This window comes from Bradyrhizobium neotropicale (genome assembly GCF_001641695.1).
GTDB lineage: Bacteria > Pseudomonadota > Alphaproteobacteria > Rhizobiales > Xanthobacteraceae > Bradyrhizobium > Bradyrhizobium neotropicale.
This window is the reverse complement of the sequence record NZ_LSEF01000089.1, coordinates 187,713-211,895: the sequence shown is the minus strand read 5'-3', so window position 1 is coordinate 211,895 and position 24,183 is coordinate 187,713. Positions and strand designations below refer to the sequence as shown.

General features: G+C 62.9%; 22 protein-coding genes, 1 tRNA gene and 1 pseudogene. 7 read left to right on the top strand and 17 right to left on the bottom strand.

Translation table 11 applies throughout. The features are described 5' to 3' along the window. The 5 genes and pseudogenes from AXW67_RS45110 to rpmH all read right to left on the bottom strand — a co-directional run. A pseudogene (locus AXW67_RS45110) lies at positions 1 to 61 on the bottom strand (DUF423 domain-containing protein); the annotation flags it as partial. Beyond that, a complete protein-coding gene (gene yihA / locus AXW67_RS29100; protein WP_027552140.1) occupies positions 58 to 711 on the bottom strand; it encodes a ribosome biogenesis GTP-binding protein YihA/YsxC in 654 nt (217 codons plus the stop codon). The pseudogene AXW67_RS45110 and the gene yihA, both read right to left, overlap by 4 nt. 143 nt (positions 712 to 854) lie before the next feature. Continuing rightward, entirely contained in the window at positions 855 to 2,711 is a 1,857-nt protein-coding gene (gene yidC / locus AXW67_RS29095; RefSeq protein ID WP_063680655.1) for a membrane protein insertase YidC, read from the bottom strand. A gap of 16 nt (positions 2,712 to 2,727) precedes the next feature. Beyond that, a complete protein-coding gene (gene rnpA / locus AXW67_RS29090; RefSeq protein ID WP_027552142.1) occupies positions 2,728 to 3,126 on the bottom strand; it encodes a ribonuclease P protein component in 399 nt (132 codons plus the stop codon). Positions 3,127 to 3,150: 24 nt separating this feature from the next. After that, the gene (gene rpmH, locus AXW67_RS29085) at positions 3,151 to 3,285 is read right to left on the bottom strand and encodes a 50S ribosomal protein L34 (protein WP_008542748.1); all 135 of its coding nucleotides are present in this window, start codon (positions 3,283 to 3,285) and stop codon (positions 3,151 to 3,153) included. 348 nt (positions 3,286 to 3,633) lie between these two features. Here rpmH and AXW67_RS29080 point away from each other — a divergent pair, with 348 nt between their 5' ends. Together AXW67_RS29080 and AXW67_RS29075 are read left to right on the top strand one after the other, a co-directional pair. Next, a complete protein-coding gene (locus AXW67_RS29080; RefSeq protein ID WP_201723731.1) occupies positions 3,634 to 5,124 on the top strand; it encodes a sensor histidine kinase in 1,491 nt (496 codons plus the stop codon). Positions 5,125 to 5,413: 289 nt separating this feature from the next. Beyond that, a tRNA-Arg gene (locus tag AXW67_RS29075) sits at positions 5,414 to 5,490 on the top strand. A 125-nt stretch (positions 5,491 to 5,615) separates the two neighbouring features. On the opposite strand, the gene AXW67_RS29070 is transcribed toward AXW67_RS29075, so the two are convergent. The 4 genes from AXW67_RS29070 to AXW67_RS29055 form a co-directional block, all read right to left on the bottom strand. Beyond that, entirely contained in the window at positions 5,616 to 6,467 is an 852-nt protein-coding gene (locus AXW67_RS29070; protein ID WP_201723730.1) for an IclR family transcriptional regulator, read from the bottom strand. 33 nt (positions 6,468 to 6,500) lie between these two features. Next, on the bottom strand, positions 6,501 to 7,265 hold the full coding sequence (locus AXW67_RS29065) for an SDR family NAD(P)-dependent oxidoreductase (RefSeq protein ID WP_063680653.1): 765 nt from the start codon (positions 7,263 to 7,265) through the stop codon (positions 6,501 to 6,503). Then, positions 7,262 to 8,419 carry an ABC transporter substrate-binding protein gene (locus AXW67_RS29060; RefSeq protein ID WP_245315770.1) on the bottom strand — a complete coding sequence of 386 codons (1,158 nt, stop codon included), beginning with the start codon at positions 8,417 to 8,419 and terminating at the stop codon, positions 7,262 to 7,264. The genes AXW67_RS29065 and AXW67_RS29060 overlap by 4 nt, the downstream gene beginning before the upstream one ends. 115 nt (positions 8,420 to 8,534) lie before the next feature. Further along, on the bottom strand, positions 8,535 to 8,933 hold the full coding sequence (locus AXW67_RS29055; RefSeq protein ID WP_027552147.1) for a cupin domain-containing protein: 399 nt from the start codon (positions 8,931 to 8,933) through the stop codon (positions 8,535 to 8,537). 172 nt (positions 8,934 to 9,105) lie between these two features. Between AXW67_RS29055 and AXW67_RS29050 the strand changes: the two genes are divergently transcribed. Continuing rightward, positions 9,106 to 9,885, top strand: a complete 780-nt coding sequence (locus tag AXW67_RS29050; RefSeq protein ID WP_027552148.1) for an SDR family NAD(P)-dependent oxidoreductase — start codon at positions 9,106 to 9,108, stop codon at positions 9,883 to 9,885. Positions 9,886 to 9,919: 34 nt separating this feature from the next. Continuing rightward, positions 9,920 to 10,222, top strand: a complete 303-nt coding sequence (locus tag AXW67_RS29045) for a Dabb family protein (RefSeq protein WP_063680651.1) — start codon at positions 9,920 to 9,922, stop codon at positions 10,220 to 10,222. Positions 10,223 to 10,303: 81 nt separating this feature from the next. Here AXW67_RS29045 and AXW67_RS29040 read toward each other — a convergent pair whose 3' ends face one another. Further along, complete coding sequence (locus AXW67_RS29040) at positions 10,304 to 11,266, bottom strand: AraC family transcriptional regulator (RefSeq protein WP_161491307.1); 963 nt, start codon at positions 11,264 to 11,266, stop codon at positions 10,304 to 10,306. A 315-nt stretch (positions 11,267 to 11,581) separates the two neighbouring features. On the opposite strand from AXW67_RS29040, the gene AXW67_RS29035 reads away from it, so the two are divergent. From AXW67_RS29035 to AXW67_RS29025, 3 genes are all read left to right on the top strand, one after another. Next, entirely contained in the window at positions 11,582 to 12,442 is an 861-nt protein-coding gene (locus AXW67_RS29035; RefSeq protein WP_082908087.1) for an outer membrane protein, read from the top strand. 154 nt (positions 12,443 to 12,596) lie between these two features. Then, positions 12,597 to 13,574: an AraC family transcriptional regulator gene (locus AXW67_RS29030; RefSeq protein ID WP_145927937.1), complete on the top strand. Its 978-nt coding sequence runs from the start codon at positions 12,597 to 12,599 to the stop codon at positions 13,572 to 13,574. Positions 13,575 to 13,752: 178 nt separating this feature from the next. Then, on the top strand, positions 13,753 to 16,176 hold the full coding sequence (locus tag AXW67_RS29025) for an autotransporter outer membrane beta-barrel domain-containing protein (RefSeq protein ID WP_082908086.1): 2,424 nt from the start codon (positions 13,753 to 13,755) through the stop codon (positions 16,174 to 16,176). 138 nt (positions 16,177 to 16,314) lie between these two features. Here the strand turns inward: AXW67_RS29025 and mctP are convergent, their stop codons facing one another. The 7 genes from mctP to AXW67_RS28990 form a co-directional block, all read right to left on the bottom strand. Then, positions 16,315 to 17,868, bottom strand: a complete 1,554-nt coding sequence (mctP, locus tag AXW67_RS29020) for a monocarboxylate uptake permease MctP (RefSeq protein ID WP_063680646.1) — start codon at positions 17,866 to 17,868, stop codon at positions 16,315 to 16,317. Between the two features lie 68 nt (positions 17,869 to 17,936). Beyond that, positions 17,937 to 18,098, bottom strand: a complete 162-nt coding sequence (locus AXW67_RS44450; protein ID WP_245283932.1) for a DUF3311 domain-containing protein — start codon at positions 18,096 to 18,098, stop codon at positions 17,937 to 17,939. Positions 18,099 to 18,466: 368 nt separating this feature from the next. Further along, positions 18,467 to 18,652, bottom strand: coding sequence for a hypothetical protein (locus AXW67_RS29010; RefSeq protein ID WP_145927936.1), 186 nt, complete (start codon positions 18,650 to 18,652; stop codon positions 18,467 to 18,469). Positions 18,653 to 18,758: 106 nt separating this feature from the next. Further along, positions 18,759 to 19,136 (bottom strand): Rid family hydrolase, encoded by a 378-nt coding sequence (locus AXW67_RS29005; RefSeq protein WP_063680644.1) that lies wholly within the window; start codon positions 19,134 to 19,136, stop codon positions 18,759 to 18,761. 189 nt (positions 19,137 to 19,325) lie between these two features. Next, a complete protein-coding gene (locus AXW67_RS29000; RefSeq protein ID WP_145927935.1) occupies positions 19,326 to 20,219 on the bottom strand; it encodes an FG-GAP repeat protein in 894 nt (297 codons plus the stop codon). 5 nt (positions 20,220 to 20,224) lie between these two features. Then, a complete protein-coding gene (locus AXW67_RS28995; RefSeq protein ID WP_063680642.1) occupies positions 20,225 to 21,592 on the bottom strand; it encodes a SagB/ThcOx family dehydrogenase in 1,368 nt (455 codons plus the stop codon). A gap of 93 nt (positions 21,593 to 21,685) precedes the next feature. Beyond that, complete coding sequence (locus tag AXW67_RS28990) at positions 21,686 to 23,932, bottom strand: TOMM precursor leader peptide-binding protein (RefSeq protein WP_063680641.1); 2,247 nt, start codon at positions 23,930 to 23,932, stop codon at positions 21,686 to 21,688. Positions 23,933 to 24,183 lie beyond the last annotated feature (251 nt).

The window sequence follows — 24,183 nt, the reverse complement described above, 5'->3', positions numbered from 1 at the left end:
CCACGCCGGCGGCGCCCATCAAACCGGCAAGCCCAATCAGCAGGCGGAATGCAGCCATCATGATCCCCGCTCGTCCAGCAGCCGCGCCATTGCGGCACGCAGCTCGGCCATACCGGTCGATGAGCGCGAGGAGGTCGCAAGCACGTTGGGGAAAGCGGCCGGGTGTTTTGTCAGGGCGGCTTCGGTCTCGGCGATGCGCGACTGCAACTCGGCGGCCTTCACCTGGTCGGCCTTGGTCAGCACGATCTGATAGCTGACCGCCGAGCGGTCGAGCGTCTTCAGAACCTCGAGGTCGACCTCCTTGAGGCCATGCCGCGCATCGATCAGCACGTAGACGCGCGCGAGGCTGGCGCGTCCCAGCAGGAATTTGTGGATCAGGTCGGTCCAGGACGCGACCTGCGTCTTCGGCGCCTTGGCGTAGCCATAGCCGGGCATGTCGACCAGCCGCAGGTCGGACTTTCCCGGGACTTCGAAGAAGATCAGCTCCTGCGTCCGGCCCGGCGTGTGCGAGGTGCGCGCAAGGTTGTTGCGGCCGGTCAGCGCGTTGATCAGGCTCGACTTGCCGACATTGGAGCGGCCGGCAAAGGCGATCTCCAGTCCCGCCATCGGCGGCAGCGTCGCAATCGAGGGCGAAGCCCAGATGAACTGCCAGTCGCGGGCGAACAGCTTTCGCCCGGCTTCGATCAGCTTATCGTCGGTATTGTCGTTCAAGCCCACGGCTCCGTGTCAGTCCCTCATGGTGAGGAGGCGCGTCAAGCGCCGTCTCGAACCATGAAGGCCCCGGTGCCCGTGGCCATCCTTCGAGACGCGGCCTCGCGGCCGCTCCTCAGGATGAGGTTCGAAGTACCCCTAACCTACGTCGCCTTCCTTGCGAACGTCGCCTTGAGATTGTCGAACAGCTCCACCTTCACGCCGTTGCGGCGCATGATGAAGCTCTGCTGGAGCACCGAGAGCGTGTTGTTCCAGGCCCAGTAGATCACGAGGCCCGCCGGGAAGCCCGCCAGCATGAAGGTGAAGATCAGCGGCATCCAGTTGAAGATGATCTGCTGCGTCGGATCCGGCGGCGTCGGGTTCAACTTCATCTGGAACCACATCGTGATGCCCATGATGATCGGCCAGATGCCGAGTGCGAGATAATGGCCGAACACCGGGATCGTGGTCGGATCGAACGGGATCAGCCCGAACAGGGTGAACAGATTGGTCGGATCGGGCGCCGAGAGGTCCTTGATCCAGCCGTAGAACGGCGCGTGTCGCATCTCGATGGTGACGAACAGCACCTTGTAGAGCGAGAAGAACACGGGGATCTGGATCACCACGGGAAGACAGCCGGCGACCGGATTGATCTTCTCCTTGCGGTAGATCTCCATCATCTCCTGCTGCTGCTTCACCTTGTCGTCGGGGAAGCGTTCCTTGAGCGCCTGAAGCTGCGGCTGGATCGACTTCATCTTCGCCATCGAGGCGTAGGACTTGTTCGCCAGCGGGAAGAACAGGAGCTTCACGATCACGGTGACGAGCAGGATCGAGATGCCGAAATTGCCGAAGAAGCGATAGAAGAAGTCCAGCCCCAGGAACATCGGCTTGGTGATGAAGTAGAACCAGCCCCAGTCGATCAGGAGATCGAAGTGGTTGAGGCCGAGCTCCTTGTTGTAGCCGCCGAGGCCGGCGAACGGGAAGTTGATGCCGACCACGCCGGCTTCCTTGGCGCCGGCAAACAGCCGTGCGTTCGCCGTCGCGGTACCGCCGATCGCGATGGTGACGGGATCGAGCAGATAGTCGGTCTGGTAGGTGTGAACATTGCCGGAGAGGTTCGACGAGAAGCGCGCCTGAAGCTGGGCATTGGTGTCCGGCAGCAGCGCGGAGGCCCAGTACTTGTCGGTCATGCCGAGCCAGCCGTTGGTCGCCTTGAAGTTCACCTGCTTGGCTTCGTCGATCTTCTTGTAGGCATATTCCTGCAGGCCGTGCTCGCCGAGATAGCCGATCAGGCCTTCATGCAGGATGTAGTAGCCGGAGACCTGTGGCGTGCCGTGGCGCGAGATCAGCGCGAACGGATAGAGCGTGACCGGCGCGTTGCCGACATTGCTCACCTCGTCCTTGACCGTGAAGAGATAGTGGTCGTCGACCGAGATGGTGCGGCGGAAAGTCAGGCCCTCGCCATTGTCCCATTTCAGCACCACCGGCGTCGACGGCGTGAGGTTGCCGCTGCCGTCCTGCTGCCAGGTCGTGGTCGAGTCCGGCATCTTCGCCGTCACGCCTGTCGCGGCGACCCAGCCGAACTCGGCATAATAGGGCTCCGCCGTGCCCGAGGGCGAATAGAGGATGATCGGCGGCGAGCTCGAATTGACCGTTTCGCGATATTGAACCAGCGCAAGGTCGTCGATGCGGCCGCCCTTCAGCGAGATACTGCCGGCAAGCCGCGGGGTGTCGATCTTCACGCGCGGAGCCGCGGCAAGCGCGGTGTCGCGGCTGACGACCGGCTGCGCCTGCTGGCTCGCGCCCGGTGCCGTGGAGGGCTGCGGTGCGTTGCCGGACTGCGGCGTAGCACCCGGCGTCGGAGAGGCCGTCGGCTGCGGCGCGTTCTTCTGGAGCTCGGCCTGCGTCTGCTGCTGGGCGCGCTGCTTCTCCATCTGCGGCACATTGTAGAAGTACTGCCAGGCGATCAGCACCAAGCCGGACAGAATGACGGCGAGAATGGTATTGCGGTTGTCGGTCATCTCTTGTGTCTCGTCATCAATCCGGTTTGCGGATGGTCGCGGGGGACGGGCCCACCTTCGGGCCGCGTCCCTTCGACGGTCCTTTGGGCGCCTGCCGTGCGGGCTTCCTGAACGCGGCGCGGAGGTCGTCGAGCATCGTCGCGAAGTCGCGCGTGAGCGCCTCCCTTCGGCCGACTAGCACATAATCATGATGGGGGAGCATTGACACCGGATCGAGCCGCTTCACCAATTCGCGAAGCCGGCGCCGGATGCGATTGCGCTCGGTGGCGGTGCCGTTCTTTTTGGTAACGGTAAACCCGACCCGGATCGGGCCGGTGTCATCACGGCGACGGCTTTGCAGGACGAACGCGCTGGCATTCGCCCGCGCGCCATTGGCAACGGCGAGGAAATCCGCCCGCTGCCTTAGCCGTTCCATGATGAAATCCCAAAAGGGTCCGGCTCAGGCGCTCAGACGCTTGCGGCCGCGGGCGCGGCGGGCGGCGAGAACCTTGCGGCCGCCGGCGGTGGCGAGGCGGGCACGGAAGCCGTGACGGCGCTTGCGCACCAGTTTGCTGGGTTGATAAGTCCGCTTCACGGGTTGTTCTCCGCTGACCGGGCAATTTGCCTGTAGAATTGAAGGTAAAGTCCGGAAGATGCGGCCCAAAACGGGCCCTTTTCGGCCCCAAGAGAGCCGCTCCCGGCCAAGCCGGGTCAACGCGGACAATTCGGCGCGGCTTATAAGCGAGCGTCCTCATTTCGTCAACGCCGCTAGTGGGCGCAGATCGGGTGAATATCACTGTTTCGACGGTGTTTTTAACCGATGAGGTAGCGACTCGCCGCTTCCGGCCTTACATCCCACCTCGGGACATTAGCGAACCGTAATTTGACCGGACTTGGGGCGGGCCGCATTCTTCCACCCGCAAAGGCAGTGAGGGCGAATTTCGTGGCAGCGACAGACCTCCAGCCGACCCAGGATATGGAGCAGCCGGCGCCGCGGCCGCGTGAGCCGCGTCGGCTCGGCCTGTCCGGCAAGCTGTTGCTGCTGACCGTTCCCCTGGTGATGATCGCGGCCATCCTGCTCTACGTGCCGGCCATCGCCAACTTCTGGGTCAACCGTCTCAACGACCGCGTCGCCGCCGCCAACACCGCCGCCCTCGTGCTCGACGCCGCGCCGCTCGGCATGGTCCCCGAATCGCTGTCGCGGCAGATCCTGAAAAGCATCAATGCGCGCGCGGTCGCGATCAAGATGGGTCAGCAGCGCCGGCTGCTCGCCAGCGACAACCTGCCAACCGCGATCGAGCACGACATCGACCTGCGCGACATGACGGTGTGGCAGGCGATCACCGGCTCGTTCGAGATGATGTTGGAGACCGGCAACCAGTCGATCCGCATCGTCGGCCCGGGCGTCGGCAACGCCCAGTTCATCGAAATCGTCACCGACGAGCAGCCGCTGCGGCAATCGATGTACCGCTTCTCCCGCAACGTCGTGGTGGTGGCGCTGATCATCGCGGTCCTGACCGCCGGCCTCGTCTATCTCGCGCTCCATTATCTGTTCGTGCGGCCGATGCGGCGGCTGACGGCCAGTCTTGTCGGCTTCCACGAGAATCCCGAGAGCTCGGCGCGAATCATCGTGCCGAGCCAGCGCGGCGACGAGATCGGGGTGGCCGAGCGCGAGCTGTCGGACATGCAGCGCGACCTGATGTCGATGCTGCATCAGAAGAGCCGGCTCGCGGCACTCGGCCTTGCCGTCTCCAAGATCAACCACGATCTGCGCAATCTGCTCGCTTCGGCGCAGCTCCTGTCCGATCAGCTCGCCAGCGTGCCCGATCCGCGGGTGCAGCGCTTTGCGCCAAAGCTCGTGCGCTCGCTCGAGCGCGCGATCGCCTTCTGCCAGTCGATGCTGTCCTACGGCCGCGCCCAGGAGGCCGCGCCAGATCGCCGCATGATCCTGATCGAGCCGGTGGTCCTTGAGGTGCGCGAGACCGCGGGCCTTGCCAGCGACGCCTCGATCGCCTGGGTCGCCGCAATCGAGCGCGGACTCGCGATCGACGCCGATCCCGACCAGCTCTTCCGCGTGCTGCTCAACCTCGTCCGCAACGCCGCCCAGGCGCTGGAGACGCATTCGTCCGGCGACGGCGGCGTGCAGCAGATCCGGATCACCGGCAAGCGCGAAGGCGCCGTCACGATTCTCGAAGTCTCCGACACCGGACCGGGCGTTCCCGAAAAGACCCGGGAGCACCTGTTCGAGGCGTTCCAGACCTCGGGGCGCCCCGGCGGCAGCGGCCTTGGCCTTGCGATCGCCGCCGAGCTCGTCCGCGCCCATGGCGGCGACATCCACCTGGTCGAAGGCACCATCGGCGCCACCTTCCGGATCGTCATCCCCGACCGTCCCGTGGAACTCCTCTCGATCCGCAACGAGCGGGCGAGGGCGTAAGACTCGGCCAGAGGCCGAGTGAACCCGTCATTCCCCATTGCGCAATGGGGATGGCCCAAAGGGCCAGGCCCGAAATCCATAACCCCGGCCCGTAGTTATGGATTCCGGGCTCGCGACTTCGTCGCGCCCCGGAATGACGAGCTAGAGGCGGAAATGGCCCAAAATACCGCCCAGGCAGACCTTGCCAACTGGGGCAAGAGCGGTTAGTCAGAGCGCTCTTTCGCACCCCTTCCGGCTCAGCCCGGAAGATGCGTGCGGGCCCCGCCCGCAATCGCTGTTTGCGAAACACGCGCCCGTAGCTCAGCTGGATAGAGCATCAGACTACGAATCTGAGGGTCGGACGTTCGAATCGTTCCGGGCGCGCCATTTCTCCGCCATCCAGAACAAGACTGTGAACCCGATTTGGCGCTGACGTTGGTTGCGGTCCCCGTTTTATTGGGGACCCGCATCGGCATGTCGGGGCGGAACAGCGTCCGAGCTTGCGGAGCGTTTTAACGTCGCCGACTTGATGGCCGTTTCGAGGGCCTTGCGACGGCCGCATCGGCAGCAACTGTGCTCGTGGGCGATTTCAGTCGGCGCGGCCGCGACGGCAAGATGCCGATTGCAGGCGCATTCGCGCGCGGGGCGTGCAGGTTCTGAGAGACCTGCTTGGCTGCGCTCTGGATACGCGCCTGCAACAGGGCCAAGCGCTCGGGCGGCGTGCGGGCCTCCGACGTGATGAAGACCAGGCTGCCGACAACCTTCTGCTCGGGGCTGAAGATGGCTGTTCCGATACCCAGCAGCCCACGATCGACCTCGCCGTGCGAGACGTAGGCGCCGGCGGCACGCAGGCGCTTGAGGTTGGCGCGGAACTGATCCCAGTTTTCGCCCAGCCCCGCACTGCGGATCTCGTCCGCATGCCACAGCATCAGGTTGCGCAACTGATAGGGCGGCAGATTTGCCAGGATGGGTTTCGCCGTTGCTCCGCGAAACATCGGAAAGGGTCGTCCGCGCGCATAACTCGATTCGATGGACGTGTCGGGCCAGTAGCGGTCTACGCACATGACCTTGTCGCCGTAATAGCTGCAAAGCATCAGGTTGGCATGCAGTTCGTCCCCGATGGCGCGCATGACATCACGTGCCGCGCGCATCAAGGGGTCGTGCTGACGAAGATGTCGGTCAAGTTCGATGATGCGCGAGCCCAGCACGTAGGCGCCGCCGGCAGTCGGGGTCAGCAGCCCGCTTTCGGTCAGCGATTTCAGGTAACGGTATGCAGTCGCGCGGGAGCACTCCAGATGCGCCATGACAGCTTCCTGAAACACGGCGGTCGTGTCGTCGCGGAAGAGGTCCAGAATGGACAGCATGCGATCTGGAGAGCTCATTGTGTGTTGGCGTGCCTAGTGAATGTGGAAGCCGCCGTTGACGTCGACCACAATGCCGGTTGAATAGGAAGAAAGATCGGATGCGAGGAACAGGATGGCCTGCGCCACTTCGGTTGGCGAGCCGAAGCGTTGCAGCGGAATGCCTTGTTTCAGATCCCGCTCCCAATCCTCGCCGAATTTTCCGAGGGTCATATCAGTTTCGATGATGCCGGGCGCCACGCAATTTGCGCGAATGCCGCGTGGTCCCAATTCTCGCGCCAGGGCTTTGGTGAAGCTGATGACGCCACCCTTGGAAGCCGCGTAGTGCGAGCCGCCCAGCAGGCCGCCGCCCCGCAGGGCTGCAGTGGATCCCAAATTGACGATAGCGGGCCTGCGCTCGCTTTGCATCAATGTCGGCAACGCCGCTTGCGTGATGTTGTAGGTGCCGGTGAGGTTGACCTCGATCATGCGGCGGAATTCATCGTCGCGCATGTCCCAGATGCGCGTGGCGGCCACGATGCCGGCATTGTTCACGAGTATATCGATGCCACCGAGCGCGGAGATCGTCGCCTCTACGGCTTGATCGCAGGACGCGATGCTCGCGACATCGCAATGCAGGTTGACGCGCCGGTCCAATGCGACCGGTTGCGGGGCAGCGGGGTAGGCGCTGTCGAACGCGGCGACGCTGGCGCCTTGCGCCAGGAACAACTCCACGATCGCTGCGCCGATGCCGCGCGGGTTGGCCCCGCCCGTCACCACCGCGCGCTTCCCGGCCAGCAAGCCGGTGGCACCCCCGCTCATTGCTGCACCAACGGGCATCCGCCCTGGTTGAGCGGTCGAAATGCCTGCTCAGCGGGAATCTTGCGTACCAGCTTGTAGTAGTCCCAGTCGCGTTTCGATTCGGCCGGCTTCTTGACCTGGAACAGATAAAGATCGCGCATGACGCGGCCGTCTGCGCGGATGCTGCCGTTGTCGGTCATGAAATCATTGATAGGAGTTTCATGCATCTTCTTCAATACGGGTTCGGATGCATCGGTGCCGGCCGCCTTGATGGCGTTCAGGTAGTGCATGGTCGCGCCGTAATTGCTGGCCTGTACCATCGAGGGCATGCGGCCGGTGCGCTTGAAGAAACGTTCGGACCATTGGCGTGCCTTGTCGTCCTGGTCCCAGTAGAACGGCTCCACCAAATTCAGCCCTTGCGCATACTCCAGGCCCAGGCTTCGCACGTCAACGATGCTCATGAACAGCGCGGCCACCCGCTGCTTGCTGCCCATGATGCCGAACTCAAACGCTTGCTTGATGCTGTTGATGGTGTCGCCGCTGCCATTGGCGAGACCAATGACCTGCGCTTTCGAGGCTTGAGCCTGCAGCAGGAAGGACGAAAAGTCGGAGGTTGAGATCGGGTGCCGGACGCTGCCCAGCACTTCGCCGCCCCTGGCCTTCACCACCGCCGAGGCGTCGCGCTCGAGCGAATGACCGAATGCGTAGTCCGAGGTGACGAAGAACCAGCTCTTGCCGCCGTCATCCGTGACGCCGCTGGCCACACCGGTCGCATAGGCATAGGTGTCGTAGGTCCAGTGGATGCCGTTTGGTGAACAGGCTTTTCCCGTCAACTCGCCAGAGCCAGCGCTGGTGTATATCACCACGCGTTTCTTCTGCCGCGTCAGATCCTGAACGGCCAGCGCGATGGCCGAGTTCGGCACGTCCAGGATCATGTCGACGCTTTCGTTCTCGTACCAGCGACGCGCGATGGACAAGCCGGCGTCCACCTTGTTCTGGTGATCGGCCGAGACGACTTCGATCGGCTTGCCGAGCACGGTGCCGCCGAAGTCTTCCACCGCCATCTTGACGGCTTCCACGCCCAACTGACCGGATAGATCGGCCATCATGCCGGACTGGTCGCCGAGCACGCCGATCTTGACGACATTGTCGGACACTTGCGCGTGTGCCGCCATTGGCAGAGTGCTGAGCAGGCAGGCGGCAACGACGTTCTTGTATTTGAATTGCATGGGCATGTTTCCTCGGGGATTGGCTTGAGCGCCGGCCTATGCTGACCGGTCGCGTGGGTGCCTATTCCAGCGTCTGGCCGGCGAATGCGTCGATGAACAGGTTCGGCTTCAGGAAGAAGCTCAGCACCAGGGCGCCATTCGGCGCCCGCGCGACATGCCGGTTACCGCGGGGGCGCCAGACATAGTCGCCGGCACAAACCTCGCCCTCGGCGTCGACGATCGAGCCTTCGAGTACGAAGGTCTGCTCCACTTCCACGTGTTCGTGCAGCGGCAATTCGGTCCCCGGCTGCCAGCGGAACAATGCGGTCAGCAGGCCCGTCTCCTTGTCCTGCATCAGCACCTTCATGTCGATGCCGGGCACTTGCGTGGGTTTCCAGGGCAATTCGCCCACTTTCAGGAAGCGCGAGGCCAGCGGAGGCAGCGCGTCGAGGGCAGGGCAGCCGGGTGTTTCCAAAGCCATGGTGTCTCCTCCAGGTTCTTGTTGGAGATCCAACAATATTCTCTCTATTGAGAGTTTGTAAATAGTCTTATATGTTGCGACTTACTTAAAGGCGGGCGGCCAAAGTGCAGGCTTGCTCCGAAGCGGAAACGCGGGGGCAAACCGTCGACGTCGATGACCGAGGGGACAAAAGTTGAAGCACGACTACCTGAGCGAGACCTTCGGTCTCGGGGGGAGAGTAGCGCTCGTGACGGGCGCAGCACGCGGATTGGGGTTCGCCATTGCGCGCGGTCTCGGCCTGGCTGGTGCGCGCGTGGTCATCAACGACCTGAGTGCGCAGGCTTGCGAGGAGTCGGCGGCGCGGTTGGCTCAAGAGGGCATCGCGGCTCGCGGCCTGGCCTTCGACGTGGCCGACGGTTCGGGCGTCGCCAAGGCGCTGACGCAACTCGAGGCCGAGGGCCTGCCCATCGATGTGCTGGTCAGCAATGCCGGGAATCAGAACCGCAAGCCCGTCGTGGAGATGTCGCCGGACGAGTGGCAGGCGCTACACAATGTCCATGTCAATGGCGCGTTCAATTGCGCGCGCGCAGCGCTGCCCGGCATGACGCAGCGCGGCTTCGGGCGCATCGTGCTGATGTCTTCGGTGGCAGGACAGGCCGCCATGCCCAACATCGCCGCCTACGCCACCGCCAAAGGAGCTATCGCTGCTTTCACGCGGGCGCTGGCGGTCGAATATGGCGCAAGCGGGGTCACGTGCAATGCGCTGGCACCGGGCTTTGTCCGCACCGACTTCACGCAAGGCCTGCAGGACAATCCGCAATTCCAGGCTTTCCTGTCCTCGGCCGTGCCGGCCGGCCGCTGGGCGACCCCGCAGGATGTCGCTCCGGCCGTGGTGTTCCTGGCTTCCGCGGCCGCCTCGTTCGTCAACGGGCATGTGCTGGCGATCGACGGCGGCCTCCTGGCGCGCATGTAAAGGGGGAGGCGCGCCGGGCGCGCTTGTAATTCCGATGTTCCTGCACGTGGTGATGATGCAGTTCAATCGCGATGCCGATGCGCAATTCCACCAGCGCGTGCAGCACTATTGCGCGCGCATCAAGTCGGAATGCGACGGCGTCGCCGGCTATGATTTTCAGCCCAACCTGGCAAGTCGCTCTGATGGGCTGGACCATGCTGTCATAGGCGCATTTGCCGATTCAGCCGCGCACGATCGCTATCAGGTCAGCTCGGCCCACCAGGAAATGAAGGCCTACATGGCCAGCTTCATCGAACGTCTGGTGGTTTGCGATAGCGAAATCCAAACCTTCTCGTGAGTGCTCGCCAAGCCAAACGGGATTGAACATCGCAAGGCGCCAGGGCGGTCACGAAACGGGCAAACCGATAGGTCCGGTTGGTCACTTGCGAACGCGGACCTCCGATGGTGGCATGCCGTAGACGCGGCGAAAGGTGCGATTGAAGTACGAGATGTCGTTGAACCCGGATTGATGTGCGATCTCACTGATTGATCGGCCTGCAAGGCTGGGATCTGTCAGCATCTTGTAAGTCACGGCGAGTCGATGATTCAGAACGAATTCCGTAAAGCTCGTGCCTTCGATCTCGAAGAGCCTGCGCACGTAGGACTTGGAGATGCCCTGTTTCGCGGCGACGGCAGCCAGGCTGAAATCAGGGGCACCTGCCTGGGCGCGGATATGCGCCTTTATGCTCCGCATGCGGGCCGCTGCAACGCCGCGCAAGTCAGCCATTTCAGCCGCATCGGGAGTCGCGCCCAGCAAGAGGGCGCCGAGATCGAGCATATGGGTCACCACGGCCCGTCGCATTCCCGGTTTAGCGAGCGTCTGCCTCTCATTGACGATGCCGAGGTAATCCAGGAAGAAAGCAAGTGCTGGATTGTGCCTGTCGAGAGGTTTTCCCACGGCTTGATCAAAATTCTTTACCAGCGGCGCGATCAGCGTGCGGCTGATCCGCCAGTTGATCACACGGTTCGCGTCGTGACTAATCGATGTCCCCGGTAGGCCATTGGTGGTGAGAATCGCATCGCCGGGACCGAGATTCGTCTCATGGCCGTTCTGCCTGTAGGTCGCAGTCCCTTCGAGATTAAGCACGATCACCGGATCATCGTTGTCGATCATCGACGTGGTATGGCGACAGACGATCGGAGAAACGGTCGCCATAGCCACGGACATTCCGGGCAAAGCGCGCAGGTTCATATCGACCTGGAGCGTCGTCTCGGGCAGAGGTTCGATATCCAGCTTCAGAATTTCGCGGCCATAGACCTCGTGAAAGGCTTCGGTCCTGTCTCGTTCGGAGAACGCCGAGCTGGAAAGCTCCAACGCAATCAATTCGTCGCCAATAACCAACGATCGCTCCATTGAGAGTGAGATATCCCCGCGCCCATTTGTCGCAAGAAATTGCGCGGCGTTCAAAGGCCTTTGCAAAGGCCTTCGATGGTGACTTCCAGTCGGAAGCGCCTGGCGTTTCAAACACGGCCGGACGCGACCATGCCACCGGACCAGCGCGCCTGCTCATGTGGCAAGGCGACCACAGTGATTTGCAATCGCGAGGATTGTAGCGACCAGTCCAAGTCGGTGTAGCGCATATTCCAAGCCAGCATGCCCCGCCCTCGGTAAAGCTCCTTGGCTTTTTCAGACGCGTGCATCGGTTGCAGAGGGGCGATGACTATCACCGGAAGACTTGCTTGGGCAGTTACACTTGGTCTCGCGTTGACGCAGGTGGCTTCCGCCGCGGATTTCCCAGTCAAGGCGACTGCGTATGGGGCAGTCTACAACTGGACGGGCTTCTATGCCGGTGTAAATGTTGGCGGAGGCTGGGGACGTTCAAGCGTTGACGCCAGCTTCGATCCGCGCAGCCGTTTCGACACGGCCGTCGCAAACTCCACGTCGGGACGCATCAGTGGGGCGCTTGGCGGGCTGCAGGCCGGATACAATATGCAGATCAATCGGCTGATCTTCGGTGTCGAGACCGACATCCAGGCTACCGGTCAGCAGGGTAAGGGGCAGTCCACTGCTTCCCTCACCTCTCCGAATGAATGTCTTGCACCCTGCGTGCAGCCGCCGCCGACAGTGACCAACGCGCCGCTCAACCATTCACAATCGCTGCCCTGGTTCGGCACCTTGCGCGGACGAATCGGGTTTATGCCATCGGATCGGTCGTTGTTCTATGTGACGGGCGGACTTGCTTATGGAGAGATCGACGCTAGCACGACCTTGACTGTCGCGCCGCAAGTCTGTCTGGCTCCGTGTACGCCTAACCCGGGTGGCTCGATTACCAGCAATTTCGGTCAAGCCAAGTTAGGATGGGTGGTTGGCGCCGGATTCGAGTCCGCGCTTGTCGGCGGATGGACCGGCAAGATCGAGTACCTTCACCTCGATTTTGGCTCGATCAGCAGCGGCCTCACCCAGGTAGCCATCTGGCCATTCGTCGGCACATTGCAAGCAAGCAGCCGCCTCACCGACGACATCGTGCGCGTCGGTGTAAACTATCGTTTTGGCAATGCCGCGGTAGCAAAATATTGAGGGGCGCCCAGAGCGGCTTTTCCTTCTTGAGAGATGCTCCCCGGCGCACCAGCCGGACAGCCGCCGTCGGCCGGCGATCGGCATGTCTGATCGTCATTGAGGATATGGGTGTCTCTTGGCCATGGATTATCAGCCAGACGACCGGGAATAAGCCTTGCAAAGGATCATTTTTGACTCCTCCACGTTGGCGGGCGAGGAAAGGTCACGGAAGGATCTTTGGATTTCCACCCTGTCCTCGGGTTACGTGCGGTTGAACGCCGATCCGGTGGCCGACCGGCCGTTTCAGGGGCAGCTCAAGATCGCAGTGGTCGACAAGACGTCGGTCGGTACGATCTATGGCACGGTCAAGACGATAGCGCGGTCGGCGCGCGAGGTCGCTGCGGAGAATACCGACAATGTCGTGCTGCTCTGCAATTCCGGCACGCGTCGGATTTGCGTCGAGCAGAAGGGCGTTGCCGTTGACCTGGATGCAGGCGACTCGGTCCTGATCGAGCAATGTGCGCCGTCCTGGATCAGGGTCGAGCACGCAAACTGCAACCTGCTTGCGATCCAGGCGCCGCGCGCGCGGGTGGCCGCGCATCTGCCGGAGCTCAATGATCGTTTCATGCTGCGCGTGCCGGGGCGGTCAACGGCAATGGCGCTGATGAACGCGTATGTCTCGGTCCTGTTGTCTCCGCTGGAGGCAGACGCGCCTTCGGCGCTTCGATATGCGTCAAGGCACATTGCCGATCTGATCGCCGCAGCCGTCGAACTGGCGGACGCGTCCGCCCGCCAGGACCCGGATGGTTTGCGCGCGGCACGCGTGGCGGCGATTTATCGTGAGCTGGAGCAACACGCCGGGGAGGCCGATTTCTCGCTGCCCGCACTGGGGCGCCGGCTCGGGATCACCCCCCGTTACGTGCAACGCCTGCTTTCCGAAATGGGAACGTCTTTCACCGAGGAAGTGACGCGCCGCCGGCTCAACCGTGCGCGCGATATGCTCGTCTCGCCGCGTTATCGGCGCCTCAACGTCACCGATATAGCCCTGGAATGCGGCTTCTCCAGCGTCTCGCACTTTCACCGCCTGTTCCAGAGAGAGTTTGGAACGACGCCGGGCGCTCTGCGCTCTGTCGCGCTGAACCGGGACGAGTAACCGGCTGCCGGCGGCGAGGTCCGCGCTTCTGTTGCAGCCGAGGCACATCCGGCAGCTTTTCGATGTCGCCGCGCCAAGTGGTCGCGAAAGCGCACCGCCGGGTTCGCAATCCGCGACGACGGTGCAATCGCGCCCCTCTAGGGTTTCGTTCTGATCTGCTAAATCTCTTGAGGGGTTGATGTTTCGGAAAATGACTTGGGCGCTGGCGCCCGCAGCTATCATGTGGGCGACCGCTCCGGCTCATGCAGCGTGCGACCAGTCGGGCACCAGCGTTACCTGCAGCGGCACCGCCACCGCCGGTTTCGGTGACGGCACGCAGAATGGCTATACCGTGACCGTGCAGCCGGACGCATCAATTGCGCTTGGCGCGATTGTTAACGGAATTTGGCTCAATCAGAACAATACCGTCACAAACAACGGCACGATTACGACGGGGGACAATTCGTCCGCTATCAGGGGAGATGGCGGCGGCAATACCGTTACCAACAATGGCTTGATCTCTGTCGGGGCGCAATCAAACGGCATTCTGGTAAGCGGCATTGGGAATGCGGTGACGAACAACGGCACCATTACTTCGAGTTCGTTCAACGTGTTCGGTATAGACCTGTCCACTGCGGGGAGCGTGGCCACAAATATCGGCACGATTACTTTGACCGGTTCGGCGAGTAATGGCTTCAATATTCTCGGAGTCAACAACAACGTCTTGAATTCGGGAACGATCACTGTTGGGAACAGTGCTTCGACCAATGACATCGGCGTCGCACTGCGCGCTAACATCACGTTTACCAACACGGGTACGATCAATGCCCTTGGCGGCAATTCGTCGGGCGTTAATGTGTTTGGCGACGGCGACACCATCGTCAACAAAGGTGTGATCCGTGGCACCTCGGGCCTCTTCATCATCGGCATGAACGAGTCGATCGTTAACAACGGCACCATCGCCACCACCTCTGCCGGCGGGTCGGTCCTTGGTCTCATGGCCCAGAGCTCGCTGACGAACAACGGCACGATCGACGGCCGGTTGCTTGTGAACGACCCCTTCAACACAAATACGTTCACCAACGCCGGGCTCGTCACCATCACCGACCCGAGCACGCCGGTGGGCACTGCTCACCTGTTTCCGGGGACGTTCACCCAGACCGCGACGGGCGTCCTGGCGCTGCGGGTGAACGCGGCGGGTGCCGCGGACACCTTCACCACCACGACCGCCAATCTCGGCGGCACGTTGCGTGCGGTGATCCAGCCAGGGACCTATGCGCCGACGACGCTCTACAGCGGTGTCCTCACAGCGACAAATCCGCTCAATGGCCGGTTTGATCAGGTCACCACGTCATCGGCCTTCTACAGCGCGGCAGCCACCTACAACAGCACCAGCGTCGACCTGACCTTGACCCGCTCCGGCTTTGGCGCGGTCGCGGGGGAAACGGCGAACCAGCGCGCGGTCGGCAACGCGCTCGAGGCCGGCTATTCGCCCTCGCTCACCGGCGCGGCTGCGGCGTTCTATTCCAATCTGTTGCAGGCGGGCTCAGTGCGCGTGCTCGACCAGCTCTCGGGTGAGGGCACCAGCGGCACGCAGAACACCGCCTTCGCCGTCGGCAGCCTGTTCGGCCAGACCATGGACGGCCAGATGGATGCGTGGCGCGCGGGCCATCGCGGCGATGCCGCGGGCTCGGGCGCGCTCGGTTACGCCTCGGAGCGCCCGGTCACTTCAGCCTTCAATGCTCTGAAGGCGCCGCCGCGGGTCGAGCCGCAATGGCACGCCTGGGCGTCGGGCTTCGGGGGCAATCAGTCGCTGTCGGGCGATGCGAGCATTGGCAGCGCCGGCTTCAGCGACCGCATCGCTGGCGGCGCGGCCGGCGTCGACCATCTCCTTGGTCCCGATCTGCTCGTCGGCATCGCCGTCGGCGGCTCCAGCGCGACGTTCAATGTCGATGAGCGCTTGACCTCCGGCAGGCTCGACGGCGCCCATCTCGGCGGCTATGCGATGCAGCGCTTCGGCGTGACCTACCTCTCGGGCCAGCTCGCCTACAGCCATTTCAACAATTCCACGACGCGCACAATCACCGGCATCGGCGCCGACGAGGTCGCCAAGGGCTCGTTCGGCAGCGACCAGTTCGGCGGACGCCTTGAGGTCGGCCGCAGCTACGATTTCGGCACGGTCACGGTCACGCCGTTCGCCGCAATTCAGGCTGCGAGGCTGTGGCAGGAGGGCTATACCGAGACCAGCGTCACCGGTGCTGGTCCGGGCGTGCTCGGCCTGAGCTACGCCTCGCGCGGCGTCTCATCGCTCCCGACTTTCCTTGGCAGCAAGTTCGATGCCCGCTTCACGCTCGGCAACGGCATGATGTGGATGCCGTTCGGAAGTCTCGCCTGGGTGCATGAATTCTCGCCGAACCGCGACGTCACGGCATCGTTGATCTCGATGCCGGTCCCGGCCTTCACAGTCGAGGGCGCACGTGCGGCGAGCGACGCCGGCCGCGTCGAACTCGGCTCGCGCCTGGTGCTGAACCGCTGGTCGGAACTGTCCGCGCGTTTCACCGGCGAGTTCTCGAGCGCCGGCCAGAGTTATGCCGGCACAGGGACGTTCAGGGTGAATTGGTGAAAGGGGACGGCTGGAGGAGAGGGCTCGCCCCAGACTACGAACCCGAGGGACAGACGTTTGAACCGTTCCGGGCGCACCATCTTCTGCCGGTCACAACTGAACCTGCGACAGCGCGCTTTTCTGTCTTGCGATGCTTTCTCAGGTTCGCAACGGCGCTCGATATTCGGCCGCGAGAGTCTCATCGGCCGAAGTGCGGCTGACGAGATTGAACAGCGGTGTGAGGACGAGCGTCAGGACGAGGTTGAGCACCACGGCGTACAGCGCCGAATAGCCGGGAAAGGTGAGGTTGCCCACCGCAAGAGCGTAGGTCGGAGTGAGATTCGCGGCGACGAACATTGCGCTGCCGGCGACAATGCCCGCGGCCCATCCGACGAGGAGCGCCCAATCGTTGAACCAGCGCGTGTAGACACCAAGCATCACGGCGGGCAGCGTCTGGATGATCCAGATTCCGCCGAGGAGCTGCAGGTAGATCGCAAATTTCGACGGCACGAAGACGATGAAGGCGAGCGCGCCGAACTTGACGATCAGCGACACCCACTTTGCCATCTGCGCTTCCTGCCTGTCGGTGGGCGCGCCGTTGATGAACTCGCGGTGAATGTTGCGCGTGTAGAGATTGGCGGCGGCGATCGACATGATCGCAGCCGGCACGAGCGCTCCGATGCCGATGGCGGCAAAGGCGATGCCGACAAACCATGACGGGAAGCTGTGGAGGAACAGGGCCGGCACCGCGAAATTGTTGCCGAACTGTTTGAAGCCGGTTGCGTATTCGGGAAGCTTGCCGACGCCCGCGGCAATGGCGAAGAAGCCGATGAGCGCAAGCAGGCCAAGCATGAACGAATAGGCCGGCAGAAGTGCCGCGTTGCGCCTGACGGCGTGTCCGCTGCTGGCGCTCAAAATACCCGTGATCGAATGGGGGTAAAGGAAGAGCGCGAGCGCTGATCCGAGCGCCAGCGTCGCGTAGGCGCCGTACGCGCCGGTCGTATTGGCGCCGGGCGTGGCCAGCAGGAGTTTCTCGGCCGGTACGGCCGCGAAGATGTTCCCGAAGCCGCCAAGCTGTATGGGAACGACGATGATGGCGGCGAACGCCGTGATGTAGATCAGGATGTCCTTGACGATGGCGATTGATGCTGGGGCCCGCAGTCCGCTCGAATAGGTGAAGGCGGCGAGGATGATGAACGCGAGCAGCAACGGCAGGTCGCCGCTGTAGCCCTCGCCGGAAACGCCCATCCCGCCGATCACGACCTGAAGCCCGACAAGCTGGAGCGCAATATAGGGCAACGTCGCGACGATGCCGGTGACCGCCACCGCCAATGCGAGCCAGCGATTGCCGAAGCGCCCGCGGACGAAGTCGGCGGCCGTGATGTAGTTGTGCCGGTGGCAGACGTACCAGAGCCGCGGAAAAACCAGGAAGAGAATGGGATAAGCGACGATCGTATACGGGACAGCGAAGAAGGCGATCGCGCCGGCCCCGAAAGCCAGCGCCGGAACGGCAATGAAGGTGTAGGCCGTGTAGAGGTCGCCGCCGATCAGGAACCAGGTGACGATCGTGCCGAAGCGACGTCCGCCAAGCCCCCATTCGTGCAACTGGTCGAGGTCGCCCTTGCGCCACCGCGCCGCGGCGAAGCCGAGCCACGTGATCAGGGCAAATAGCACCAGGAAGATGATCAAGGCAGTCCAGTTGACGTCCTGCACGGCATTCCCTCCCGATTGGCCCTCCCTCGTTATCGACTCCCTCTTGTGTGATCGTGCCCGTGGGCCGGCTAGTCCTCAGTTGCGAAATAGACGATTGCGGTCAGGATGGCTCCAACGATGACCCAGAGAAGCTGGTACCAGTAGAAGAATGGCATGCCGATCAGATCGGGTTCGGCCATGTTGTAGAATGGCGGCCAGAGCACGGCGATGAATTGAATGATGAAGAGCAGATACCACCAGCTCCATCCGGCGTGTTTTTCGTCGTGCCGGCCGGTGGCTGCTTCCTGGATGCTGGATCTCGAACCGACGCCATTTGACATGGAGACCTCCACCGAGGTGGGCCAATGCCGGTCAATCATGCGGACGATAGCGGAGCTATCTCGATGATCTCGGCAGCGAAAGCTGGGGCTCGTCACCTTCCACGCGGCCTTCTCACCTGCGCCGTCGTCGTAACGCATCACCAGTTCCAGGGTTCCAATCTCCTTTCGGCTATGGCGGGCCTTCAGCGCGCGGGAGGTCGTCAGCGTCAACTGGGACCCCCTGAGCGCCGCCGACAGCCAGGGAACTATTGCATGGTCATTGTGCTGTGCCCCGCACGTCACCATTGGCGCGTCTTGCTGCGTGGATCTGTCCAGCTCGCTATGCCTTGTCCGGCGCCGGTGACCTTTACTTCGGCTTCAATGCCCGAGTGACCCGCGTCGGCAATGCGAGAAGAGCCTTTATCGTCCGTGCGCGTGAATTCGCAGACTGAACCGATGTAGTGCGCCTCGCCGATCTCGAGCAAACACTTCGCCGGGCGCGCCTTTGCAGGTTCAGCGAGAGCGAGCGCTGCGAGGAGCGCCCCGACGAATAGGTCCAACGCTCTTGTTATCGCCAATAATCGCATCCGGTCAGCCGCAGACGATCGCCATTGCCTCGATCTCGACCCGTGCGGAGGCCGGGGTGAGGGCGCTGACCTGGACAAGTGTACTGACAGGGCGGATTTGATCGAAAGCTTCAGAATGGGCGCGGGCAACATGCTGGGTGTCAGCCATGTCGACGACGTACACCACTGTACGAACGACGTGCTGCATTCCCGCGCCGGTCTTGGCCAGCGCGTCGGCTATGGTCGCCAGCGCGGCTTTCGCCTGCACATAGGCATCGCCGCCCAGATCCGGCGGACGGGCCGTTGTACCGGATACGAAGACCTGATTTCCGACGCGGACGGCTCGTGAGTATCCGTACGCGTCTTCAAAGGCGTAACCGGACGAGATGTTCTGCCTTGGCAAGCGAGTTCTCCTGCGCTGTTCCTTGGATGCCCAACCTCATAGATGAGGCGATGCTGAAAGCCGTCATGTAGAAGCCCCGCATTCCGTTGAGCCATCGTAGAAGCTTGGACGAATCGCGACGCTTGCCGGGCCTTGAGCGCGCATCGCTCCTCCGCAGAAGCGCGCAGACGTAGTGCAACGATTCTGCACCTAGGGAATCTTGCTGATCGTGACTGGCATGCCGCGCTCCCACGCCCATAGCTGGACCAGGTCTTCCTCCCCTTCGAAGACCATCTCCCGCACCACCATTTCGTCGATTCCATCGCCGTCAAGATCGCCGGTGGCGAGCACATAGAAGTAGTTTGAATTCTCGCCGCTCGACCACGATTCACGGGCGGCAAGGTGGAAGGGTTTCAACGCGCCGTTCACCCGCGTGAACAGACCCCACGCCTCGTAACCGACATAGTCGTCGGGCTTGCCGGGATTGGTCTCGACCCGCCAGTTGATCGACCAGATGTGCTCCTTGTGCCCGGGCGCACTCAACGCCGCATCGAACTCCTGCACCAGTACGACAGCAAGATTCTGTCCAGCATTCAGGCGCGGACTACCAAGCCGCTGCGAGGCAATGAAGCGTGCAATCTCGCGGCCGGCAAGCACGTCGACCAGATCCTGGGTGATGACCTGATCTTTCGGATCGGTGCGGCTCTCCGATTTGGGAACGTAGCGCACTCGCAATGCGACGGGAGCCAATTTGATCGAAGCTGACGAGCCACTCTTCAGCAACCGGATCGTCGTGTCGGTGCAACAATCGGAAGCAAACACGCCTTTTGCCGGATCTGGCGCAGACTTGTCGGGCCCGATGTTCACACGCCACCCCTGCAACCGCGCTGCGAGTTGCGGCGACGGCTGTCGTACCCACGGGCGTGAGGGCGCATGGACCGGCGGCTTCGCGTCGGAATTCCCGGGGGCCGGTGGTGTGACCGCCGGGTGATAGCCGGGAGGATCAGGAAACGGACTCGACGCTTGGCCTGCGGCGGCAGGAGCCGTCGCGAATGTCCACCCGGCGCCGAGGGCGCCCAAAAGCGCTAGATAAGTCAGTTTCATACCAGTCACCGGACGAGACGCGATCCGCGTCCGAGCGCGAATTGACCGACCGGTCCCTCGACGTGGAATTCGAGCCCCGTCATTCTCGCGAACAGATCGATGTTGTTGGTGCCGATGGCGCAGCCGCCAAGGCTCATGTCGGTCGCCGCCAGGTAGAACGTCTGGATCAAATTGCCGACATCCTTGAGGATCAGCGAATAGGCGATTGAGCTGTATTTCCAGGAGATCCGCCCGAAGCGCGCGGCGATCGTGATCAGGACCTGCGGCGGACCGGATGCGTCTATCGCGAATTCGGCCGCCTTGGCAAGCGCCTGGAGTTGCTGGGCGGAGGCGTCGATCGCGACCAATGCGTGGCCGCCTGCATCGTAGTGGTAGAGGCCACGTGCAAGCCCCTCGCAGTTCGAGACCGCCAGGTACAATTCAAGCTCATACGCGCTGCCTGCCGACGGATAGGGTCTTGCGCTGTAGGTGAGCTCCGGACCGCCGTCGAAACCTGCGCCGTTCCATTCCGACAGCACGCGGGCCGTCGTGCCGAGAAACTGCGCGAGCTCGGCGAGCGTGATCGGATGCTGGTCGTCGAAATCGCGTATTGAATGGCGTTCGCGGAGCAGCTTCGCGAAGGACGAGACCGGCTCAGGCGTTGCGAATTTGCCGAGGTCGATTGGCTTGCCGGGCCAGGGCGGACGCACCGCGGGCAGCGGTGCAACGACGCCCGCATAGGTGAATGCGCCGCCAACCGGATTGGCATGCCGGCCCTCCGTGCTCCGCGTGTGAAACACGAGATCGTGGAAATCCCAGAGAACGAGATTGCCGTCGCCTTCATTCACCCGAAGGCCGTCGCCGTCTTTCGCACTGAGCTTGATCAGCATCCGGCTATGAAGCAGCAATCCGAGCAGATCGAGGCTCAAGGAGGCCGCGTCGCGGCGAAGCTTGCTGATCTTCTGGGGCCGCGACAGCGCCGCGAGGGTGGCCGCGATGGCGGGATCGCAGATCCGGAACAGCGCGCCGGCGCGCGGCGATTCCAGCACCATCTCGTTGCCGCGCCGGCGCAGATATGCGAAGCGCGACAGCACGACGGTATCGCCGTTCCCCAGCTTTGCCGCTTGCGGCCAGTATTCGGCGACCTGCGGCTCGAGGACCACGAGGTCCTGCTCGTCATGCGGAGAGGACAGGCGGTATTCGAGAAGCCCGTGCCGCGCCAGTCGCTGCAGCAGGGCATGAACCTGCCGCGCGAGCACGCTCTTGCCGGCAAGGGAGGCGAGCGGCAGGCCGGTGCTGAGTTGTCCCGCGCGCTCGATCGCCGCCGCGCTGAATTGTCCCAGATTGACCGAATAGCCGCCCACGGCCGCGGCGATGCTTCCGTCGGCCTGCATATGAAAGGAAAAACGACCGTTCAACCGGGCTGCGATGACTGGCGCGCTCTTCCTGACCGGCTTTTTCCGGACGTTGCGCAACGAGGCCAACCTTCAGGTGTGGGGAAGGAACGTAGTGAGTTCGCTTTCCAGTCGCGGGCGATCCAACAATCCAAGCTTCACCGGAATGTCGTAGAGCCGGCCGGGCCCGAAGCGGCGATAGAAATGCCGCAAGCCCGGAACGAGCACTCTGACGACGGGGACTTCGACGTCGGGCCGCGTCTGGTCGAGCACGAGGAAATCATATCCCGCCCGGGTCGCAATCTCGATGCAGGCATTGACCTGGTCGCGCGTATTGCCGTGAACCTTGAGGCTCGGCGCCGGCGGGAGAAGCGGATTGTCGCTGGGGATCAGGAACGGGTAATCGTCGAGGCGCAGCGGCGTGACGCCGTCCAGCGTCGGCTTCTCGCCACTTCCGCCGCCCATCATGCCAATCGACATGAACTGGGTCAGCTCGGTGAGGGAACGCAGCAGGGCGATGCGGCGATCGAAATGCGAGCCGGAGCCGAACTCGATGTTCTCGTGTCCGTTCTGCATCCAGTGCATGATCGCCACGTAGGAGGGAATGCTGAGATCGCTGGTGATGTCGAGCACCCAAAGCCTGCGCCCCGCATCGGCAAACTGGGCTTGCAGATCCCGCACATAGGGATCGTCGAATTGCGTGAGGTCGAGTTCGGCGCGCTGCAGCCGGTTGTACCACCAGATGGCGTAGGCATCGCGTTCGACCAGTTCGAGGAAGCCTTGAACGATGGCTTCCTCGCGGGTGTTGCCGGCCGCGCATCCGTTGGAATCGGTGTGGAAGCCGCCGTAGAAGAAGTACAGGAGGCCGGTCGGAAGATATTTGAAACGCTTGTCGCGTAACGACCAGACCGGCGACCATTCGGTCTTGGTCGAGGGATCGAACGGCTCGGGCACCGGATGCGAATCGTCCCCCTGCGGGGCATGCCTGTTCTGAAACTGCGTGTCGCTGAAAAGCTGGACGTCGTTGGGGAGGAGAGCGTCGCCGGGAGCGAAATCGGCAAAGCGGCGCTTCGTCCTGATCTCGTCACCCTGGAAAATGCCCGAGTAGCGCTCGATCGCCTCCATCAGTGCGCTGGCCTCGCCCTGCTCGGCCGTGGACCCCTTGCCGAAGCTGCCGCCGCTCAGTCCGGATCTGAGCTGGTCGACGTTCCAGGCTGGCGCAGAGAAATTGTGGTAGGCGAAAAAATTGGTGTTCATCGGCAGATCGACCTCGATCCGCTCGAGCCGCGAAACGACGCCGGTCAGCGGGCTTACGTGCTTGCGGAACCGCGCGACCGTGGCTCGCGACGTCACGGTGCGGTATCCGCCGCTCGTCATGATGAGCTTTCTGCCCTCCGCAATCTCGATCGGCGCCGCCGTCCGGCGCGGATTCTGCAGCTTCTTGCTGCCGCAGGTCGGACACTGCGGGCGCCGCGCGACGTAGTGCTTGCCGATCACCGCCCCAGTCAGGTCGAAGCTTGCGATGTGATCGCGCAGATCGGTGCGAAATCCCGAGGCGATCGCTTTCGCGATCTCAACGGCAGCGAAGTGGATGGCGATCTGCCCTACGGTGTCACTGACCAGGGGTGATATCGCGACCGCTTGCGCCGGTCCGCGGTCGAGAAATCCCTTGATCTCCCGATTGCGTATCATGCGATCGAACAGGCAGGTCCAGCAGCCGCTCTCGCCCGGCTTGAATACAGGTCCGACCAGCGGAAACACGCCGGACGGCTGCACCAGCAGCCAGGGCGTCCCATCGCCGGCGCGCTCCCTGTTCACTTCAGCGAGCCGCCGATCGAGATAGTCGCTCACCAGCGTGATTGTGAGCTTGGGCGAGCGCTTGGTGATCCGAACGCCGAGCTGGCTCAAGGCCGCGGCGAGTTCTTTGGCGCCTTTGACATCGATCGATTCCACCCGCACAGGACATTCGCGGAGATTCTGCTCCGCGACCTCGACAGGCAGGCCGAGGCTCGCCCAATATCCATCGACGGCGCCATCGAATGCGCGCGATGCTCCGCTGACGACGTATCGGCGATCGAGCAGCCGCCTGATCGCTTCCTCGATCTTGTCGGCGGGAAAATTCCTTGAAAGCTGGCGAACGATCTCCGGCGCAGCCTTGCCATTTTTTCCGATCGCCGCGGCCACCGCGCAGTACAGATCGCCGTGCAGGAAGAACTTGCGGTTCTCGGAATAGAGACAGACCGCATCGGGAGGAATTAGATAGGCGGTGAAGTTCGGCGCGAATCGCAAAATGCCCTTGCGGGTCTGCCTCGCAGCGCGGCTCTTGCCATTGACTGTCATCGGGTCAGCACGCTGATCCTGTTTCTGAATAAGTTGGATCACACTCGCCCACCATCGGCAAGCTGATCAGCCGGACGCGGCGAACGTGCAACGAAAGCAAAAATCGGCCGGGCCGTTCGCAGGCCCAGCCGACGAAATCGCGACGTGTCGATACATGGTCAGGGAGCGTTGCTTCCTAGCACCAGCGGCAGCGGCCCCACGATGCACAGCACCCTGCGCACGTCACCCACGGCACGCCGACGCCTATCCAG

Bases quoted from the DNA above. Each gene is read 5' to 3' on its own strand.
- AXW67_RS29055 (WP_027552147.1), bottom strand. From the start codon at position 8,933: ATGGCTTTGGAAACACCCGGCTGCCCTGCCCTCGACGCGCTGCCTCCG.
- AXW67_RS29035 (WP_082908087.1), top strand. From the start codon at position 11,582: ATGACTATCACCGGAAGACTTGCTTGGGCAGTTACACTTGGTCTCGCG.
- AXW67_RS29025 (WP_082908086.1), top strand. From the start codon at position 13,753: ATGTTTCGGAAAATGACTTGGGCGCTGGCGCCCGCAGCTATCATGTGG.
- AXW67_RS28990 (WP_063680641.1), bottom strand. From the start codon at position 23,932: ATGACAGTCAATGGCAAGAGCCGCGCTGCGAGGCAGACCCGCAAGGGC.
- AXW67_RS29045 (WP_063680651.1), top strand. From the start codon at position 9,920: ATGTTCCTGCACGTGGTGATGATGCAGTTCAATCGCGATGCCGATGCG.
- AXW67_RS29065 (WP_063680653.1), bottom strand. From the start codon at position 7,265: ATGAGCGGGGGTGCCACCGGCTTGCTGGCCGGGAAGCGCGCGGTGGTG.
- yidC (WP_063680655.1), bottom strand. From the start codon at position 2,711: ATGACCGACAACCGCAATACCATTCTCGCCGTCATTCTGTCCGGCTTG.
- AXW67_RS29070 (WP_201723730.1), bottom strand. From the start codon at position 6,467: ATGCTGTCCATTCTGGACCTCTTCCGCGACGACACGACCGCCGTGTTT.
- AXW67_RS29060 (WP_245315770.1), bottom strand. From the start codon at position 8,419: ATGGCGGCACACGCGCAAGTGTCCGACAATGTCGTCAAGATCGGCGTG.
- rnpA (WP_027552142.1), bottom strand. From the start codon at position 3,126: ATGGAACGGCTAAGGCAGCGGGCGGATTTCCTCGCCGTTGCCAATGGC.
- AXW67_RS28995 (WP_063680642.1), bottom strand. From the start codon at position 21,592: ATGCAGGCCGACGGAAGCATCGCCGCGGCCGTGGGCGGCTATTCGGTC.
- AXW67_RS29000 (WP_145927935.1), bottom strand. From the start codon at position 20,219: ATGAAACTGACTTATCTAGCGCTTTTGGGCGCCCTCGGCGCCGGGTGG.